Source organism: Enterocloster sp. OA13 (assembly GCF_022440595.1).
GTDB lineage: Bacteria > Bacillota > Clostridia > Lachnospirales > Lachnospiraceae > Enterocloster > Enterocloster hominis.
Genome location: NZ_JAKNTF010000001.1, coordinates 1,863,914 through 1,878,429 on the forward strand (window position 1 = coordinate 1,863,914; position 14,516 = coordinate 1,878,429).

Below are 14,516 nucleotides of genomic sequence, written 5' to 3' on the forward strand. Positions count from 1 at the left end.
ATTGCCTATTATGACTAATTTTCGGGAAATGAGAGATACTGATAATGAATATATCCTGTCAGAGGAAGGAGAATGCATAAGATGGGACAGATGAAAGGAAAGGCAAGTATAGAGTTTGAACACCCGCCAGTCATTATAAGCGCCGGGGCGGTGGTTGGTAAAAAAGAAGGGGACGGGCCTCTTGGACAGCTCTTTGACCAGGTGGAGCAGGATGACATGTTCGGCAAGGATAACTGGGAACAGGCGGAGAGCGCCATGCAGAAAAGAACCGCGGACCTTGTGATTGAAAAGGGCGGGATCAGGAAAAGCGACCTGCGCTACCTCTTCGCAGGGGACCTGCTGGGACAGCTGATTGCCACGTCCTTTGGGACCGTGGATCTGGAGATACCTCTCTTTGGCCTTTATGGGGCCTGTTCAACCATGGGGGAGGCCCTGAGCCTTGGCGCCATGGCTGTGAACGGGGGATATGCCAGCCAGGTCATGTCCATGGCATCCAGCCATTTTGCAACGGCTGAGAAACAGTTCCGTTTTCCGCTGGCCTATGGCAACCAAAGGCCCATGTCAGCCACCTGGACCGTAACCGGCTGCGGCGCTGTTGTCATTGCAGGGGACAGGAAGAGCGGCCTTGCAAGGATTGCAGGCATCACCACGGGCCGTATGGTGGATATGGGAGCCAAGGATTCCATGAACATGGGAGCTGCCATGGCGCCTGCCGCGTTCCATACCATAGAACAGAACCTGGAGGATTTCCAGGTCAATGAAACATGGTATGACAAGATCATCACCGGGGACCTGGGAGAAGTGGGCAGGACCATCCTTTTGGAGTTCATGAAGAACAAAGGAAGGGACCTGAGCCAGATCCACATGGACTGCGGAATTGAGATATATGATAAGGAACAGCAGGACACACATGCAGGCGGGAGCGGCTGCGGCTGCAGCGCGGTTACACTGTGCTCCTATATCCTGCCTAAAGTACAGGACGGTACATGGAAAAGGGTGCTGTTTGTCCCCACTGGCGCCCTTCTGTCTACGGTTAGCTTCAATGAAGGCCAGAGCATTCCCGGAATCGCCCACGCAGTCATCATTGAGCACATTGACGATTAAGGAGGTATCGACATCATGGACTATGTGAAAGCATTTTTAATTGGAGGACTTATCTGCGCTCTGGTGCAGATCCTGATGGAAAAAACAAAAATGATGCCTGGCCGGATCATGGTAACGCTGGTAGTAACCGGATGTATCCTTGGAGCCATCGGCATATATGAGCCGTTTGCAAAATGGGCCGGAGCAGGAGCAGGGGTACCCCTTCTGGGATTTGGCAATACCCTCTGGAAGGGGGTTAAGGAGGCCATCGGGAAAGACGGGGTGCTGGGGATTTTTAAAGGAGGCCTGACAGCCAGCTCGGCCGGTATATGCGGGGCGCTGGTATTCGGATATCTGGCATCTCTGGTGTTTAAGCCTAAGATGAAATAAGAGGCTGTCTGCCTGGAAATCCATGCAGGTAAAACTTTGTACTTTGCCAAGGCTTCTTTTTTATCATATTATGGGCCGCTCACGATTTCCTTACTATCAGATAGGGGAGGAAGCAGGATTAAAAAGCAGTGGAGGCAGAACAAAAATAAGCCCAGGAATGCCCCGGGCTTATTTTTGTTGTTCTTCATTATTGTTCTTAATTACTTATCCGCACATAAGCAATGGGCCTAATATGGTATATTCCCCGGTCCATAACCCTCTGTGGGCGGAGCTGACGTGGAAGGCTGGTAGCCAGGCCCGATAGGTGAAACAATGGGGCTGTCGCCTCCGGTTTCGTCCGGGTTTGGATTGATGATGGTGGAAACATCCGTGTGGATGTTGCAGTAGCCTGGGATGGAGAATGCTGAATCATCCGTGGCGCCTGTCTCTCCATCCGGAAGCACCATGCAGACCCTGGTGGTCTTGTTGGGGCAGTAGGGCGTTGGACGCATGCCTGAGTCAGCACATACAGTCACCGCCACATGCTTATCGCACACTTCCGTGGGAGCTGTTCCCTTTGCAAAATATTCCGTATAAACCGCGTTGCCTCTTGGGTCGGCCGTACATACGCCTGCAACGGCGCGCTTGCCGGACTTACGGCAGATTTCCGCGGTCTCTATGCTGTCCGGTATGGCAAAGCCGGGGTCGGACTTGCCTTCATGGATACGGTTCATGATGTTGCGCCATATATCCTTGTGGAAGGAGGTTCCGCCGTTATTGACATTACCGTGTTTCAGCTTCTGGTTGTTGTCACATCCACCCCAGATGCCTGCTGTGTAGTAAGGCGTATACCCCACGAACCAGATATCATTGTTAGCGGTAGTGGTACCGCTCTTGCCGGCAGCGGACATTCCGGTCAGCGCCGACCTGGTACTGGTGGAGTTGATGGATATCCCGGATCTTGCAAACAGGCGGTTGCTCTTCATGGATTCAGCCATGGCGTCCGTGAGGAGGAATGCAGTGGAATCCTTCAGGACCTGCTTGGTTTCCGGTTCATTGTCTATAAGCACCTTGCCGTTGTGGTCCAGTATCTTTGTGAAGAAACGCGGTTTGGTATACACGCCGCCATTGGCAATGGAAGCATAGGCAGCAGTCATCTCCAGGTTGGAAACTCCTTTTGTGATGCCGCCCAGGGCAGTGGCCGCGCCCAGGTCGTCCTTGACCAGGGAGGTGATGCCCATGTTCTCCGCATATTCAACGCCCAACTGTGGAGTGACTGTCTCCATCATGCAGCGGACCGCAATCACATTCATGGAATAGATGATACCGTCACGGATATTGTGATAGCCCACAAATCCATAACCGGAGTTCCACCAGTTCCTGAAGGTTTTGGTACCGATGGTATAAGTGGAATCGTAATAAACCGTTCCCAGGGTAGCGCCGCAGGCATCCAGCGCAGGTGCAAAGGAAGTGATGACCTTAAATGCGGAACCAGGCTGACGGTAGACATTGCTGGCACGGTTTAAGGTAAGGCTGGCCTTCTTCTCACCGCGGCCGCCGCAGAGCGCCTTGATTTCACCTGTGTGCTGGTCCATCAGCACAAAGGAAGCCTGTGGCTGGAGGATTGGATTCTGGCGTTCGCCTATGATTTCGTCCCCATCCTTTAACAGCCACTCCTTGTAGGAGTCGATATCGGACTGGATTGCGTCCTCACTTGCGTAAAGGCCCTCAAAGGAGGTGTCCCGCAGGATTGTCTTGCGGTAGCTCTTGAGGTTCTCCTCGGAATAATGCTCCGTGGTGCCGTCCGCATGGGTGACACTGAGCCTGTATTCCACGGAATACTTGGCAACGGAATAGTTGTCCGGATTGTTGATTTCCTCATCCACGATGGCCTGAAGTTCCGGGTCCTGGGTGGTGTAAATCTGAAGTCCGCCGGAATACAGAAGGTTGCTGGCCTGGCTTTCCGTGTAATCCAGCTTTTCCATCAGCGCTGTTATGACCTGCTCAATCAGCTCGTCCGTAAAATAACTGTAGTGGTTATTGGTCTCCTTGGTAGCGGTATCCACATTCTGGATCCTGTCATAGACATCATCTGCAAGCGCTTCCTCCTGCTCCTCCTTGGAAATGAAACCCTGGTCATACATGTACTGCAGTACGATCTGGCGCCGCTCCGCATTCTTCTCCCGTCCGGATATGGGGTTCAGTTTGGACGGATTCTTGGTAATGGAAGCCAGCACCGCGCATTCGGACAAGGTCAGGTCGGACAGGTTCTTGTTAAAATAACGTTTGGCAGCCACCTTCACACCAAGGGTGTTGTTGCCCAGGTTGATTGTGTTCAGGTAGTTGGTGATGATCAGGTTCTTGGTGTCTTCCTTGCTCATGCCGGAATTCTTCTCCAGCTGGACCGCAAGGTACTGTTCCTGCAGCTTCCGCTCAATCTTGGCGCCCCAGCCTGACTCCATGCCGCCGGAAAATACATTGTTCTTGATGAGCTGCTGGGTGATGGTGCTCCCGCCTCCTGCATAGTCATCGCTGATGACGCCCTTTACGGCACGGGCAATGGAACGGATATCAATGCCGTTGTGGCTCCTGAAACGGGAATCCTCAATGGCAATGAAGGCATTGACCAGGTTCTGAGGAAGTTCCTCATATGTGGCTGATTCACGGTTGGAACCGCTGGTGACCAGTGTGTCCGTCAGGTTGCCTGCAGCATCGTAAACCGTGGTGGCAAAGCGGTCAGGCTGGATGTTTAAGATATCTACGGAGGGGGCATTGTCAATAATACCCTTAACCATACCGAAACCGATGGACGCGCCCACTACTGCTAAGAAAAGAAACAGGACAAACAGGGCCTTAAATATATTAAGGAACAGCCGCGAGGCGTATTTGCCTGATTTGGAGTGGAGAGACTTGATCCTGCGTTCAGTCTCATACTTACCATAGTTCATATATTCTCCTTTATCGTTCCACGATTCCTTTTCGTGGACTTTCCTTAATCTTCCCACGATTCCTTTTTCGTGGGTTTTCCTTTACCTTTCCACGGTTCCCTAAACCGTGGCCTTTCCTACATAAAGATTACCTTCAAAGTCTATCCTGTAGATTATACACCAGTTTTGTAAAATTGAAAAGGTTTAAATATGCCCTTGCCATCGCCGTATTTCTATATTATGATAAAAAATAGGCAAAAACAGGTCGGAATGTGGGGAATGATACCCTTAAATTGGAACAAAGGAGTATGGAAAGTGGTAGAGCGTTACAAAATAGTATATCAGGGCGGAACCGGGGAGCTGATTGAGAAGAAGTCCAGGTTCATTGCGGATATAAAACCGGTGGCCAGTGAGGAAGAGGCGCTGGCCTTTGTGGAGGAGATGCGAAGGAAATACTGGGATGCAAGGCATCACTGCTTTGCCTATATCATAGGCGACAGGGGGCAGACGGCCAGGTGCAGCGATGACGGGGAACCCTCCCAGACAGCGGGCAAGCCCATGATGGACGTGCTGGCCGGAGAGGGGCTTCACGATGTGTGCGCCGTGGTGACCCGGTATTTTGGGGGAACCCTGCTCGGCACAGGAGGCCTGGTCAGGGCCTACTCCGGCGCGCTGAAGGAAGGTCTTAAGGCCTGCGTGGTGGTGGAGAAAAAGCTGGCCTCCTGCCTGGAGGTCAGGACGGATTACAACGGCGTTGGGAAAATCCAGTACATTGCAGCCCAGTCAGGCATTGATACCCTGGACAGCCAGTACACGGACCAGGTTCTGTTTACCTTCCTGGTGCCTGCTGCTGAGGAAGGCCGTTTTAAGGCCCAGCTGACGGAAGGGACCAATGGGCGGGCTTCCATTAAGAACGTGGATGAGGTCTATTATGGCGTTGTTGACGGAAAAGTCATTGTTTTTTAGAAGAAAATTCCGTAATCAGCGGCATTTTCCCGTAAAATCCCTTGCATTATGTAAATAGCAATGCTATACTATAAAACCGTGGCTGTAGACGTATATAATTAAGGAAGAGTAATCACTATGAAGATGAAAAGAGAAGATGTAAGAAATATTGCTATTATTGCCCATGTAGACCATGGCAAGACCACATTAGTAGACCAGCTGTTAAGGCAGAGCGGCGTATTCCGTGTGGGCCAGGAGGTCCAGGAACGCGTCATGGACTCCAATGACATTGAGCGCGAGCGCGGTATCACCATCCTGTCCAAGAATACGGCTGTATTTTATAAAGATACTAAAATCAACATTATCGACACTCCCGGACATGCCGACTTTGGCGGGGAAGTGGAGCGTGTGCTTAAGATGGTGAACGGAGTCGTGCTGGTGGTGGATGCCTATGAAGGCCCCATGCCGCAGACCAAGTTCGTGCTTCAGAAGGCGCTGGAACTGGATTTATCCGTGATTGTGTGCATCAATAAGGTTGACCGCCCGGAAGCGCGTCCTTCAGAGGTGATTGACGAGACGCTTGAGCTAATGATGGACCTTGACGCATCGGATGAGCAGCTTGACTGCCCGTTTATCTTTGCGTCCGCAAGGGGCGGATTTGCAAGGTATCACATGGAAGATGACAACATGGACATGGGTCCCCTGTTTGAGACCATCATCAGCCATACGCCCGCCCCGGAAGGTGACCCGGACGCGGACACCCAGGTGTTGATCAGCACCATTGATTACAATGAATTCGTGGGCCGTATCGGAATCGGAAAGGTTGACAACGGCGGCCTTAAGGTCAATCAGGAATGTGTCCTGGTCAACCATCATGACCCGGATAAATTCAAAAAGATTAAGATAGGAAAACTCTATGAGTTTGACGGTCTTAAGAGGGTGGAGGTTCAGCAGGCATCCGTTGGTTCCATCGTGGCGATTTCCGGTATTGCGGACATCCATATCGGCGATACCATCTGTTCACCGGACCATCCTGAGGCAATCCCGTTCCAGAAGATATCCGAGCCGACCATTGCCATGTACTTCATGGTAAATGACAGCCCCCTGGCTGGCCAGGAAGGAAAGTTCATCACCTCCCGCCACCTGCGTGACAGGCTGTTCAGGGAGCTGAACACCGACGTAAGCCTGCGTGTGGAGGAGACGGATTCCGCTGACTGCTTCAAGGTTTCGGGCCGCGGCGAGCTGCATCTGTCCGTACTCATCGAGAACATGCGCCGCGAAGGCTTTGAGTTCGCGGTGAGCAAGGCGGAAGTACTGTACAGGTATGATGAGAGGAACCGCAAGCTGGAGCCGATGGAACTGGCTTATGTGGATGTGCCGGAGGAATACACCGGCGTGGTCATCCAGAAGCTTACAAGCCGCAAGGGCGCGCTCCAGGGCATGAGCCAGGCAGCGGGAGGATATTCCAGGCTGGAATTCTCCATCCCTTCCAGGGGACTTATCGGATACCGCGGTGATTTCATGACAGATACAAAGGGAAATGGTATCCTCAATACTATTTTTGATGAATATGCAGAGTACAAGGGCGACCTGTTCTACCGCCAGACCGGCTCCCTGATTGCATTTGAGGCAGGAGAGGCCATTACCTACGGCCTGTTCAATGCCCAGGAAAGGGGAACCCTGTTCATCGGACCGGGAACCAGGGTATATTCAGGTATGGTCGTAGGCCAAAGCCCCAAGGCGGAGGACATTGAAATCAATGTCTGCAAGACCAAGAAGCTGACCAACACGCGTTCCTCCAGCGCGGACGAGGCGCTGAAGCTGACGCCGCCGAAGATCATGAGCCTGGAACAGGCCCTGGACTTCATTGACACGGATGAGCTTCTGGAGGTAACGCCGGAAAGCCTGAGGATCCGCAAGAAGATCCTGGACCCCACCATGCGTAAAAGGGCGTCCTTTAAGAAGTAAAAACGACATAATCAAACACAAAAAGGCGGATCCTGTCGAAATGTTCTGGCAGGATCCGCTTATTTTTTGGTCTATTATGGTAAATTTCCTCATAAACTATCAATGTGCCGTACGAAAGCAAGCTGAACAGAAAGAAAAAAATAAAAACGGCCAAGTGAGAATTTATTTAGAAGCGAAGAGGAGATGTACTATGTCAGAAAAAATGATTGAAAACAACAAGGTAAGTGTTATCGGTGAGATTGTATCGGGATTTACCTTTAGCCACGAGGTATTTGGAGAAGGCTTTTATATGGTGGATGTTGCTGTGAACCGGCTCAGCGAGCAGGCGGATATCATCCCGCTTATGGTGTCTGAGCGGCTGTTGGACGTACACCAGGACTATTCAGGAAGCACCATTGAGGCGCTGGGCCAGTTCCGTTCCTATAACCGCCACGAAGGGGTGAAGAACAGGCTGATGCTTTCCATCTTTGTCCGGGAGGTCCATTTCATGGAAGAATTTACGGACTATACAAAAACAAACCAGATATTCCTGGACGGCTATATCTGCAAGCCGCCGATTTACCGCAAAACTCCTCTGGGCCGTGAAATTGCAGATATCCTTCTGGCAGTCAACCGTCCATACGGCAAGTCTGATTACATACCATGCATCAGCTGGGGACGGAATGCCCGCTATGCATCCAGCTTTGAGGTGGGCGCCAGGGTGCGCATATGGGGCCGCGTGCAGAGCAGGGAGTACACCAAAAAACTCAGCGAGACCGAGTGTGAGAAGCGGATTGCCTATGAGGTTTCCATCAGCAAACTGGAATGTGACGAGGAATAATCTTTTAAGACTCTTTGGAATTTCTTTCGGAAAAAGTAAGAAATATTTGCAAAGTTGGTCAAACTATGCTATTATGAGCAAAGTCTATGAATGAAACATCATTCTTAAGAAAAAGCAAGTAAAGCATGAGGTGCATGATGATGAAAGAAAGCATGATACAGGTTATCTGCGGGCCGGGCAAGGGTAAATCAACAAGTGCAATGGGCAGGGGAATCAGTGCGCTGGCCAAGGGCAGCAATGTAATCATGGTACAATTTTTAAAAGGTTCCCTGGACATGGATAACATGGAAATCCTGAAACGCCTGGAACCGGAATTTAAAATTTTCAGATTTGAGAAGACTCCTGTTTTTTTTGACCAGCTGTCAGAGGAAGAAAAGGATGAGGCAAGGATCTGCATCCGCAACGGGCTGAATTTTGCTAAGAAGGTCCTGGTGACAGGTGAATGCGATATCCTTATCCTGGATGAGATACTTGGGATCCTGGATGAAGGCGTCATTACCCAGGATGAGCTGTGCGCCCTTATCGGCCAGGCAAGGCAGGCTGAAATCAGGCTCATACTCACCGGCAATGTGTATCCGGATTCACTGGATGCATATGTGGATGAGGTTACGAAGCTCCAGACCAGATATGAATGAGATTTCCTGTTGACATCCATATCATAGGATGATAATATAATACCAACAATCATAGAGTAGAGGTTGCGTCAATCAAGAGTAACCAGGCCCGATGTGGCAGGCACAGAGGACGGCTTGGGGAAAGGGAAAGACGCCGAAGGGGGAAGCATACCTGGAACATGTTTCTTTCTGGGCATATGGTGAACATCCATATGACTGTCATCCGGGTGGATGGAGAGCTACCGAAGAACGTGGATTCGTGAATGACGATATGATACGTACGTGAAGGGCTGACATTTACCTCAGCCCTTTTTTGCTATCCTGTGATTGAACCAAGAGAAAAGGAGAGAATAAATTATGGCTATTTTTGAAGGAGCAGGCGTTGCGCTGGTAACACCATTTAAGGAAAATGGGGAAGTTAACTATGAAAAGCTGGAAGAAATCGTGGAGGAGCAGATTGCCGGGGGTACGGACTCCATCATTGTCTGCGGAACCACAGGAGAAGCTTCCACCATGAGCCATGAGGAACACCTGGATGTGGTGGGATATGTGTGCAAGGTGACCGGAAAACGCATCCCCGTCATTGCGGGAACCGGATCCAACTGCACGGAGACAGCCGTTTATCTTTCCGTGGAGGCTGAGCGCCGCGGGGCCGACGGCCTTTTACTGGTATCCCCTTACTACAATAAGGCCACACAGAACGGGCTGAAGGCGCATTTTAAGGCGGTTGCCGATGCCGTAAAGATTCCAATCCTCCTTTATAACATTCCTGGAAGGACCGGTGTCACGATCCTTCCCCAGACCATAGCCGACCTTTGTAAGAATGTGGATAACATCGTGGGCGTAAAAGAAGCAAGCGGTAATTTCTCAGCCATTGCAACCTTGATGAGCCTGGCTGACGGCAAGGTGGACCTGTATTCCGGCAATGACGACCAGATCGTACCCCTGCTTTCCCTGGGGGGTAAGGGCGTGATTTCCGTGCTTTCCAACGTGGCTCCCAGACAGACCCATGACATCTGCGCCGCTTATTTTGCAGGGGATACGGCGAAAAGCGCCAAGCTGCAGCTGGATGCCATTCCGCTGATTACAGAGCTGTTTGCGGAAGTGAACCCCATTCCGGTAAAGGCGGCCATGAACCTGATGGGCAAGAATGTGGGACCGATGCGCCTTCCGCTGACCGAGATGGAACCACAGAACCAGGAGAAGTTGAAAGCAGCCATGACTGCATACGGCATCCTGTAAACTAAGGCTGGAAAGGATAAGACACAGATGGTAAAAATGATAATGCACGGCTGCGGCGGGGCCATGGGACAGGTAATCACAGGGCTGGCCGCAGAGGATGAGTCTATTGAGATTGTGGCGGGAATTGACTTACATCCCGCAAAGGACAGCGGTTATCCCGTATTTGAAAGCCTGGATCAATGTAACGTGAAGGCAGACGTGATTGTGGATTTCTCTTCGGCAAAAGCCGTGGACGGACTTTTAAAATACTGCTCCGAAACAGGTATGCCGGTGGTGCTGTGTACCACCGGGCTGTCGGAAGCACAGCTGGAGACACTCAAACGCGCCAGCGCCAGCGCTGCTGTGCTGCGCTCGGCCAATATGTCCCTGGGCGTCAACCTGCTCCTTAAGCTGGTGAAGGATGCGGCAAAGGTACTTGCCGGTTCCGGCTTTGACATCGAAATCGTGGAAAAACACCACAACCAGAAGATGGATGCGCCCAGCGGCACGGCCATTGCACTGGCGGATTCCATTAACCAGGCCATGGATGAGCCTTACGGGTATATCTATGACAGAAGCACCCGCCGTGAAAAAAGACACGCGTCGGAAATCGGCATAAGCGCTGTCAGGGGCGGGTCCATTGTTGGGGAACACGATGTGATTTTCGCCGGCAGGGATGAGGTGGTCACGTTCAGCCATACCGCTTATTCCAAAGCCATTTTCGCAAAAGGCGCCCTGGAGGCGGCAAAGTTCCTGGCAGGAAAAGGCCCGGGACTCTATACCATGGCTGACGTGGTTAAATTGTAGGAAATATTTTCCTGAGATAGCAGGATATACCACCATAATATATTCTCCAAACGCACATAATAAGGGTAGAAATAGAAAGGAGAATGTTATTATGAAAAAAATCAGACCTGCTATCTTAGCTATGTTACTATTCGTTATGGTTCTATCTGTGACGGCCTGCGGAAGCAATAATTCAGGTACCCAGTCCACCACAGGTTCCAGCCAGTCTTCTTCATCGGCAGCAACATCCACAACCGCTGCAGGGAGTAATGAGAGCAGCAGCAATACATCCGGTTCCGAAACCACCGGAGGCGTGCTTGACAATCTTGTAGATGACGTGGAAGACGGCGTGGATGATGTGGGCAACGGCATCAAGGACATGACCGGCGAATCAGGTAATACCAGTGAGACCAGCAACACTGCCACAACAGAGGCAACACACTAATCATTATTCTATGGTATTTATTGCAGGGCGGACCCTTTCTTGGCCGGTGAGGCAGGGAAAGGGTTCCTTTTGCATTGCTGGCGGGACAGGGAGTGGGGACTTTTAGCTTATCTGCTGGAGCTGGGGAAGAATCCCCTTTGCGTATCTGGCGGGGCAGGAAAAGAACGTTTTTAACTTGGTTCAGGGTCCTGAGGAATGGGTGTTCTGGTCTTGATATGGAACCGGGGATGAACTATAATGACCATATGCGGCCGGATTGGAGAGGATGCGGGAAAGGAGCCAGGAATGGGATTCCTGAACCGGAGGATATGTGGCTGGAATCATAAGAGGATATGTGGCTGGAATCATAGGATGGTATGGTGGAAGTCATATTGGCGCAGAAGATGGCTTCGCCTGTACAGAAGCCATATGATTAAGATGTGGAAGGGCAGGGGGAATGAGGGACACAGGCGGATTTATAGGCAAAAAACAAGGAAGAGAAAAAAACTCATAAGCAGGACGGTGAAGAGGAAAAAACACATTACGAGAAAAATCTTTATAATTGCCATAGGGATGGTTGTATATTGGAATGCATCCATTCGTGGAGGATTTTTCGCATCGTTAAAAGACATGGTCCGGATCCGTTATATGGAAGAACAGGATGCGGTACGGGATCATATGACCAGCAATGGGCGGGTGGAACCTGCACCGGATGGGGAAAGGATGGAAAAGGATGGCCGTCATGGGGGGAAGATTCAGAAGGAAGGCGTGACTATCATTCTGGACAAAGGGTCTGTGAGTATTTTCCGGTTGGAGGAACACATGGAACCAGGGAGTGATTAGAAGGGGATGGAAAATTCATTAGGAATTTTAATGATTGCACTTCTTGTATTCAACTGGATATTGTATTATAATTTCTTCTGAAATGGTATTCTTTTATAGCGCCAGCTTATAAATCTATATCTTATATCTATGTTACCATATGAATAAAAGAAAAGGACAGGTGGATACCCATGGAAAAGAAAGAGATGCTCTATGAAGGAAAGGCTAAGAAAGTCTATACAACTGAGGACCCGGATGTTTTAATCGTATCCTATAAGGATGATGCCACTGCATTTAACGGATTAAAGAAGGGGACCATTGTGGGCAAGGGGGCCATCAACAACCGTATGACCAACTTCATCTTTAAGAAGCTGGAAGAAAAGGGTGTGCCCACCCACCTGGTGGAAGAATTAAATGACAGGGAGACCGCTGTCAGGAAAGTGGAGATTGTGCCCCTTGAGGTAATCGTGCGCAACTATTCCGCTGGCAGCTTTGCCAAGAAAATGGGAATGGAGGAAGGCATCAGGTTCAAATGCCCGACCCTGGAATTCAGCTACAAGAATGATGACCTGGGCGATCCGTTCATCAACAGCTACTATGCGCTGGCACTTGGCCTTGCCACCCAGGAAGAGATTGATGACATTACCAAATATACTTTCAAGGTAAACGAAGTGCTTCAGGAGTATTTTGACGGCCTGAACATCGATTTGATTGACTTTAAGATTGAGTTTGGCCGTTACCACGGGAAGATAATCCTTGCTGACGAGATTTCCCCCGATACCTGCCGCCTGTGGGACAAGGACACCCATGAGAAGCTGGACAAAGACAGGTTCAGAAGGGATCTTGGCAATGTAGAGGATGCATATGAGGAAGTGTTCCGCAGACTGGGAATCCAGTAATGAACTTACATACAACGCCTGGGCATTGATTACCCAGGCGTTGCCTGATTCAATGCTTTTCCCCGATTAAATCAATCGGGGACTTTCCACATGACTTATAGAGAAAGGGACTTGACTGAATGGAGCAGAACCAGTTGGACTTTGACATTGGGGCAGATAAACTGCGCGAGGAGTGCGGGGTTTTTGGGATTTATGATTTTGATGGGAATGATGTGGCATCTACCATTTATTACGGGCTTTTTGCCCTGCAGCACAGGGGGCAGGAAAGCTGCGGTATTGCGGTCAGCGACACGGAGGGACCGAAGGGGAAGGTAAGCACCCACAAGGGCATGGGCCTTTGCAACGAGGTGTTTTCAACGGAACATCTGGAGCAGATGCACGGCAACATCGGGGTCGGGCATGTGCGTTACTCCACGGCCGGAAGCAGTACCAGGGAAAATGCACAGCCCCTGGTGCTCAACTATGTAAAAGGCACCCTTGCATTGGCACACAACGGCAACCTGGTCAATGCGCCGCAGCTGCGCCACGAACTGGAATACTCGGGAGCCATTTTCCAGACAACCATTGATTCCGAGGTGATTGCCTACCATATTGCAAGGGCCAGGGTGTCCGTGCCCAATGTTGAGAGTGCGGTGGCAAAAGCCATGGGCAAGCTGAAGGGCGCCTATTCCCTTGTCATCATGAGCCCGCGCAAGCTGATTGGGGCCAGGGACCCCTTTGGATTCAAGCCCCTGTGCATTGGAAAGAGGGATAATGCCTATATCCTTGCATCAGAGACCTGCGCCCTTGAGACAATCGGAGCGGAGTTTGTGAGGGACGTAAAGCCAGGGGAGATTGTCACTATTACCAGGGAAGGGATTGCGTCCAATACTGAAATGTGTTTCAGGGATACGGAAAAAGAGGCCAGGTGCATTTTCGAGTATATTTATTTTGCCAGGCCGGACAGTGTGTTTGACGGGGTAAGCGTGTATCACTCCAGAATCCAGGCAGGCCGTTTCCTGGCCCTGGATTCGCCGGTGGAGGCAGACCTGGTGGTGGGCGTGCCCGAATCCGGGAACGGGGCAGCCCTTGGTTATTCCATGGAATCCGGGATTCCCTATGGAACCGCATTCGTGAAGAATTCCTATGTGGGACGGACCTTCATAAAGCCCAAGCAGAGCAGCAGGGAGTCGGCGGTCCGGATTAAGCTGAACGTCCTGAAGGAAGCGGTTGCAGGCAAGCGCATCATCATGATTGACGATTCCATTGTGCGCGGCACCACCAGCGCCCTGATTGTGAACATGCTTCGGGACGCAGGGGCCAGGGAAGTCCATGTGCGGATCAGTGCGCCTCCATTCCTCCATCCCTGCTACTTTGGCACGGATATCCCGTCAGAGGACCAGCTGATTGCCCACGGGCATACGGTGGAGGAGATACGGGAGATGATTGGCGCGGATTCCCTTTCTTACCTGAAAATGGAACGGCTACAGGAGATGGCATGCAGCCGCTCCATATGCACGGCCTGCTTCAGCGGGAATTACCCCATAGATCCGCCGGCTGAGGATATAAGGGGAAGCTACGATAAATAAACAGCGGTTGAAGACATGCACCTGTTGTGGTAAGATAAAAACCATGAATTGAGGAAAAACCATGATGGAC

13 protein-coding genes and 1 riboswitch are annotated in these 14,516 nt (G+C 50.9%); of the genes, 12 read left to right on the forward strand and 1 reads right to left on the reverse strand.

Translation table 11 applies throughout. The annotated features are described in order from the left end of the window. Positions 1 to 81 precede the first annotated feature (81 nt). On the forward strand, positions 82 to 1,104 hold the full coding sequence (gene spoVAD / locus MCJ35_RS08185; RefSeq protein ID WP_025482106.1) for a stage V sporulation protein AD: 1,023 nt from the start codon (positions 82 to 84) through the stop codon (positions 1,102 to 1,104). Positions 1,105 to 1,119: 15 nt separating this feature from the next. Next, on the forward strand, positions 1,120 to 1,473 hold the full coding sequence (locus MCJ35_RS08190; RefSeq protein ID WP_008725314.1) for a SpoVA/SpoVAEb family sporulation membrane protein: 354 nt from the start codon (positions 1,120 to 1,122) through the stop codon (positions 1,471 to 1,473). A 227-nt stretch (positions 1,474 to 1,700) separates the two neighbouring features. On the opposite strand, the gene MCJ35_RS08195 is transcribed toward MCJ35_RS08190, so the two are convergent. After that, the gene (locus MCJ35_RS08195; protein WP_025482105.1) at positions 1,701 to 4,400 is read right to left on the reverse strand and encodes a transglycosylase domain-containing protein; all 2,700 of its coding nucleotides are present in this window, start codon (positions 4,398 to 4,400) and stop codon (positions 1,701 to 1,703) included. Positions 4,401 to 4,694: 294 nt separating this feature from the next. Between MCJ35_RS08195 and MCJ35_RS08200 the strand changes: the two genes are divergently transcribed. The 10 genes from MCJ35_RS08200 (at position 4,695) to purF (ending at position 14,446) form a co-directional block, all read left to right on the forward strand. Next, entirely contained in the window at positions 4,695 to 5,345 is a 651-nt protein-coding gene (locus MCJ35_RS08200; RefSeq protein ID WP_025482104.1) for a YigZ family protein, read from the forward strand. Between the two features lie 117 nt (positions 5,346 to 5,462). Then, on the forward strand, positions 5,463 to 7,292 hold the full coding sequence (typA, locus tag MCJ35_RS08205) for a translational GTPase TypA (RefSeq protein WP_008725328.1): 1,830 nt from the start codon (positions 5,463 to 5,465) through the stop codon (positions 7,290 to 7,292). 190 nt (positions 7,293 to 7,482) lie between these two features. Next, positions 7,483 to 8,112, forward strand: coding sequence for a single-stranded DNA-binding protein (locus tag MCJ35_RS08210; RefSeq protein WP_008725330.1), 630 nt, complete (start codon positions 7,483 to 7,485; stop codon positions 8,110 to 8,112). Between the two features lie 137 nt (positions 8,113 to 8,249). Beyond that, positions 8,250 to 8,747, forward strand: coding sequence for a cob(I)yrinic acid a,c-diamide adenosyltransferase (locus tag MCJ35_RS08215; RefSeq protein ID WP_025482103.1), 498 nt, complete (start codon positions 8,250 to 8,252; stop codon positions 8,745 to 8,747). Positions 8,748 to 8,796: 49 nt separating this feature from the next. Then, a riboswitch (Lysine riboswitch) is annotated at positions 8,797 to 8,976 on the forward strand. 107 nt (positions 8,977 to 9,083) lie between these two features. Continuing rightward, complete coding sequence (gene dapA / locus MCJ35_RS08220; protein ID WP_008725333.1) at positions 9,084 to 9,968, forward strand: 4-hydroxy-tetrahydrodipicolinate synthase; 885 nt, start codon at positions 9,084 to 9,086, stop codon at positions 9,966 to 9,968. 27 nt (positions 9,969 to 9,995) lie between these two features. Next, entirely contained in the window at positions 9,996 to 10,754 is a 759-nt protein-coding gene (dapB, locus tag MCJ35_RS08225; protein ID WP_025482102.1) for a 4-hydroxy-tetrahydrodipicolinate reductase, read from the forward strand. Positions 10,755 to 10,845: 91 nt separating this feature from the next. Then, complete coding sequence (locus MCJ35_RS08230) at positions 10,846 to 11,178, forward strand: hypothetical protein (RefSeq protein ID WP_008725336.1); 333 nt, start codon at positions 10,846 to 10,848, stop codon at positions 11,176 to 11,178. Between the two features lie 627 nt (positions 11,179 to 11,805). Next, positions 11,806 to 12,000, forward strand: a complete 195-nt coding sequence (locus MCJ35_RS08235; protein ID WP_155858369.1) for a hypothetical protein — start codon at positions 11,806 to 11,808, stop codon at positions 11,998 to 12,000. Between the two features lie 170 nt (positions 12,001 to 12,170). Then, the gene (gene purC, locus MCJ35_RS08240) at positions 12,171 to 12,878 is read left to right on the forward strand and encodes a phosphoribosylaminoimidazolesuccinocarboxamide synthase (RefSeq protein ID WP_008725338.1); all 708 of its coding nucleotides are present in this window, start codon (positions 12,171 to 12,173) and stop codon (positions 12,876 to 12,878) included. A gap of 119 nt (positions 12,879 to 12,997) precedes the next feature. Beyond that, a complete protein-coding gene (gene purF / locus MCJ35_RS08245) occupies positions 12,998 to 14,446 on the forward strand; it encodes an amidophosphoribosyltransferase (protein ID WP_025482099.1) in 1,449 nt (482 codons plus the stop codon). Positions 14,447 to 14,516: the final 70 nt, after the last annotated feature.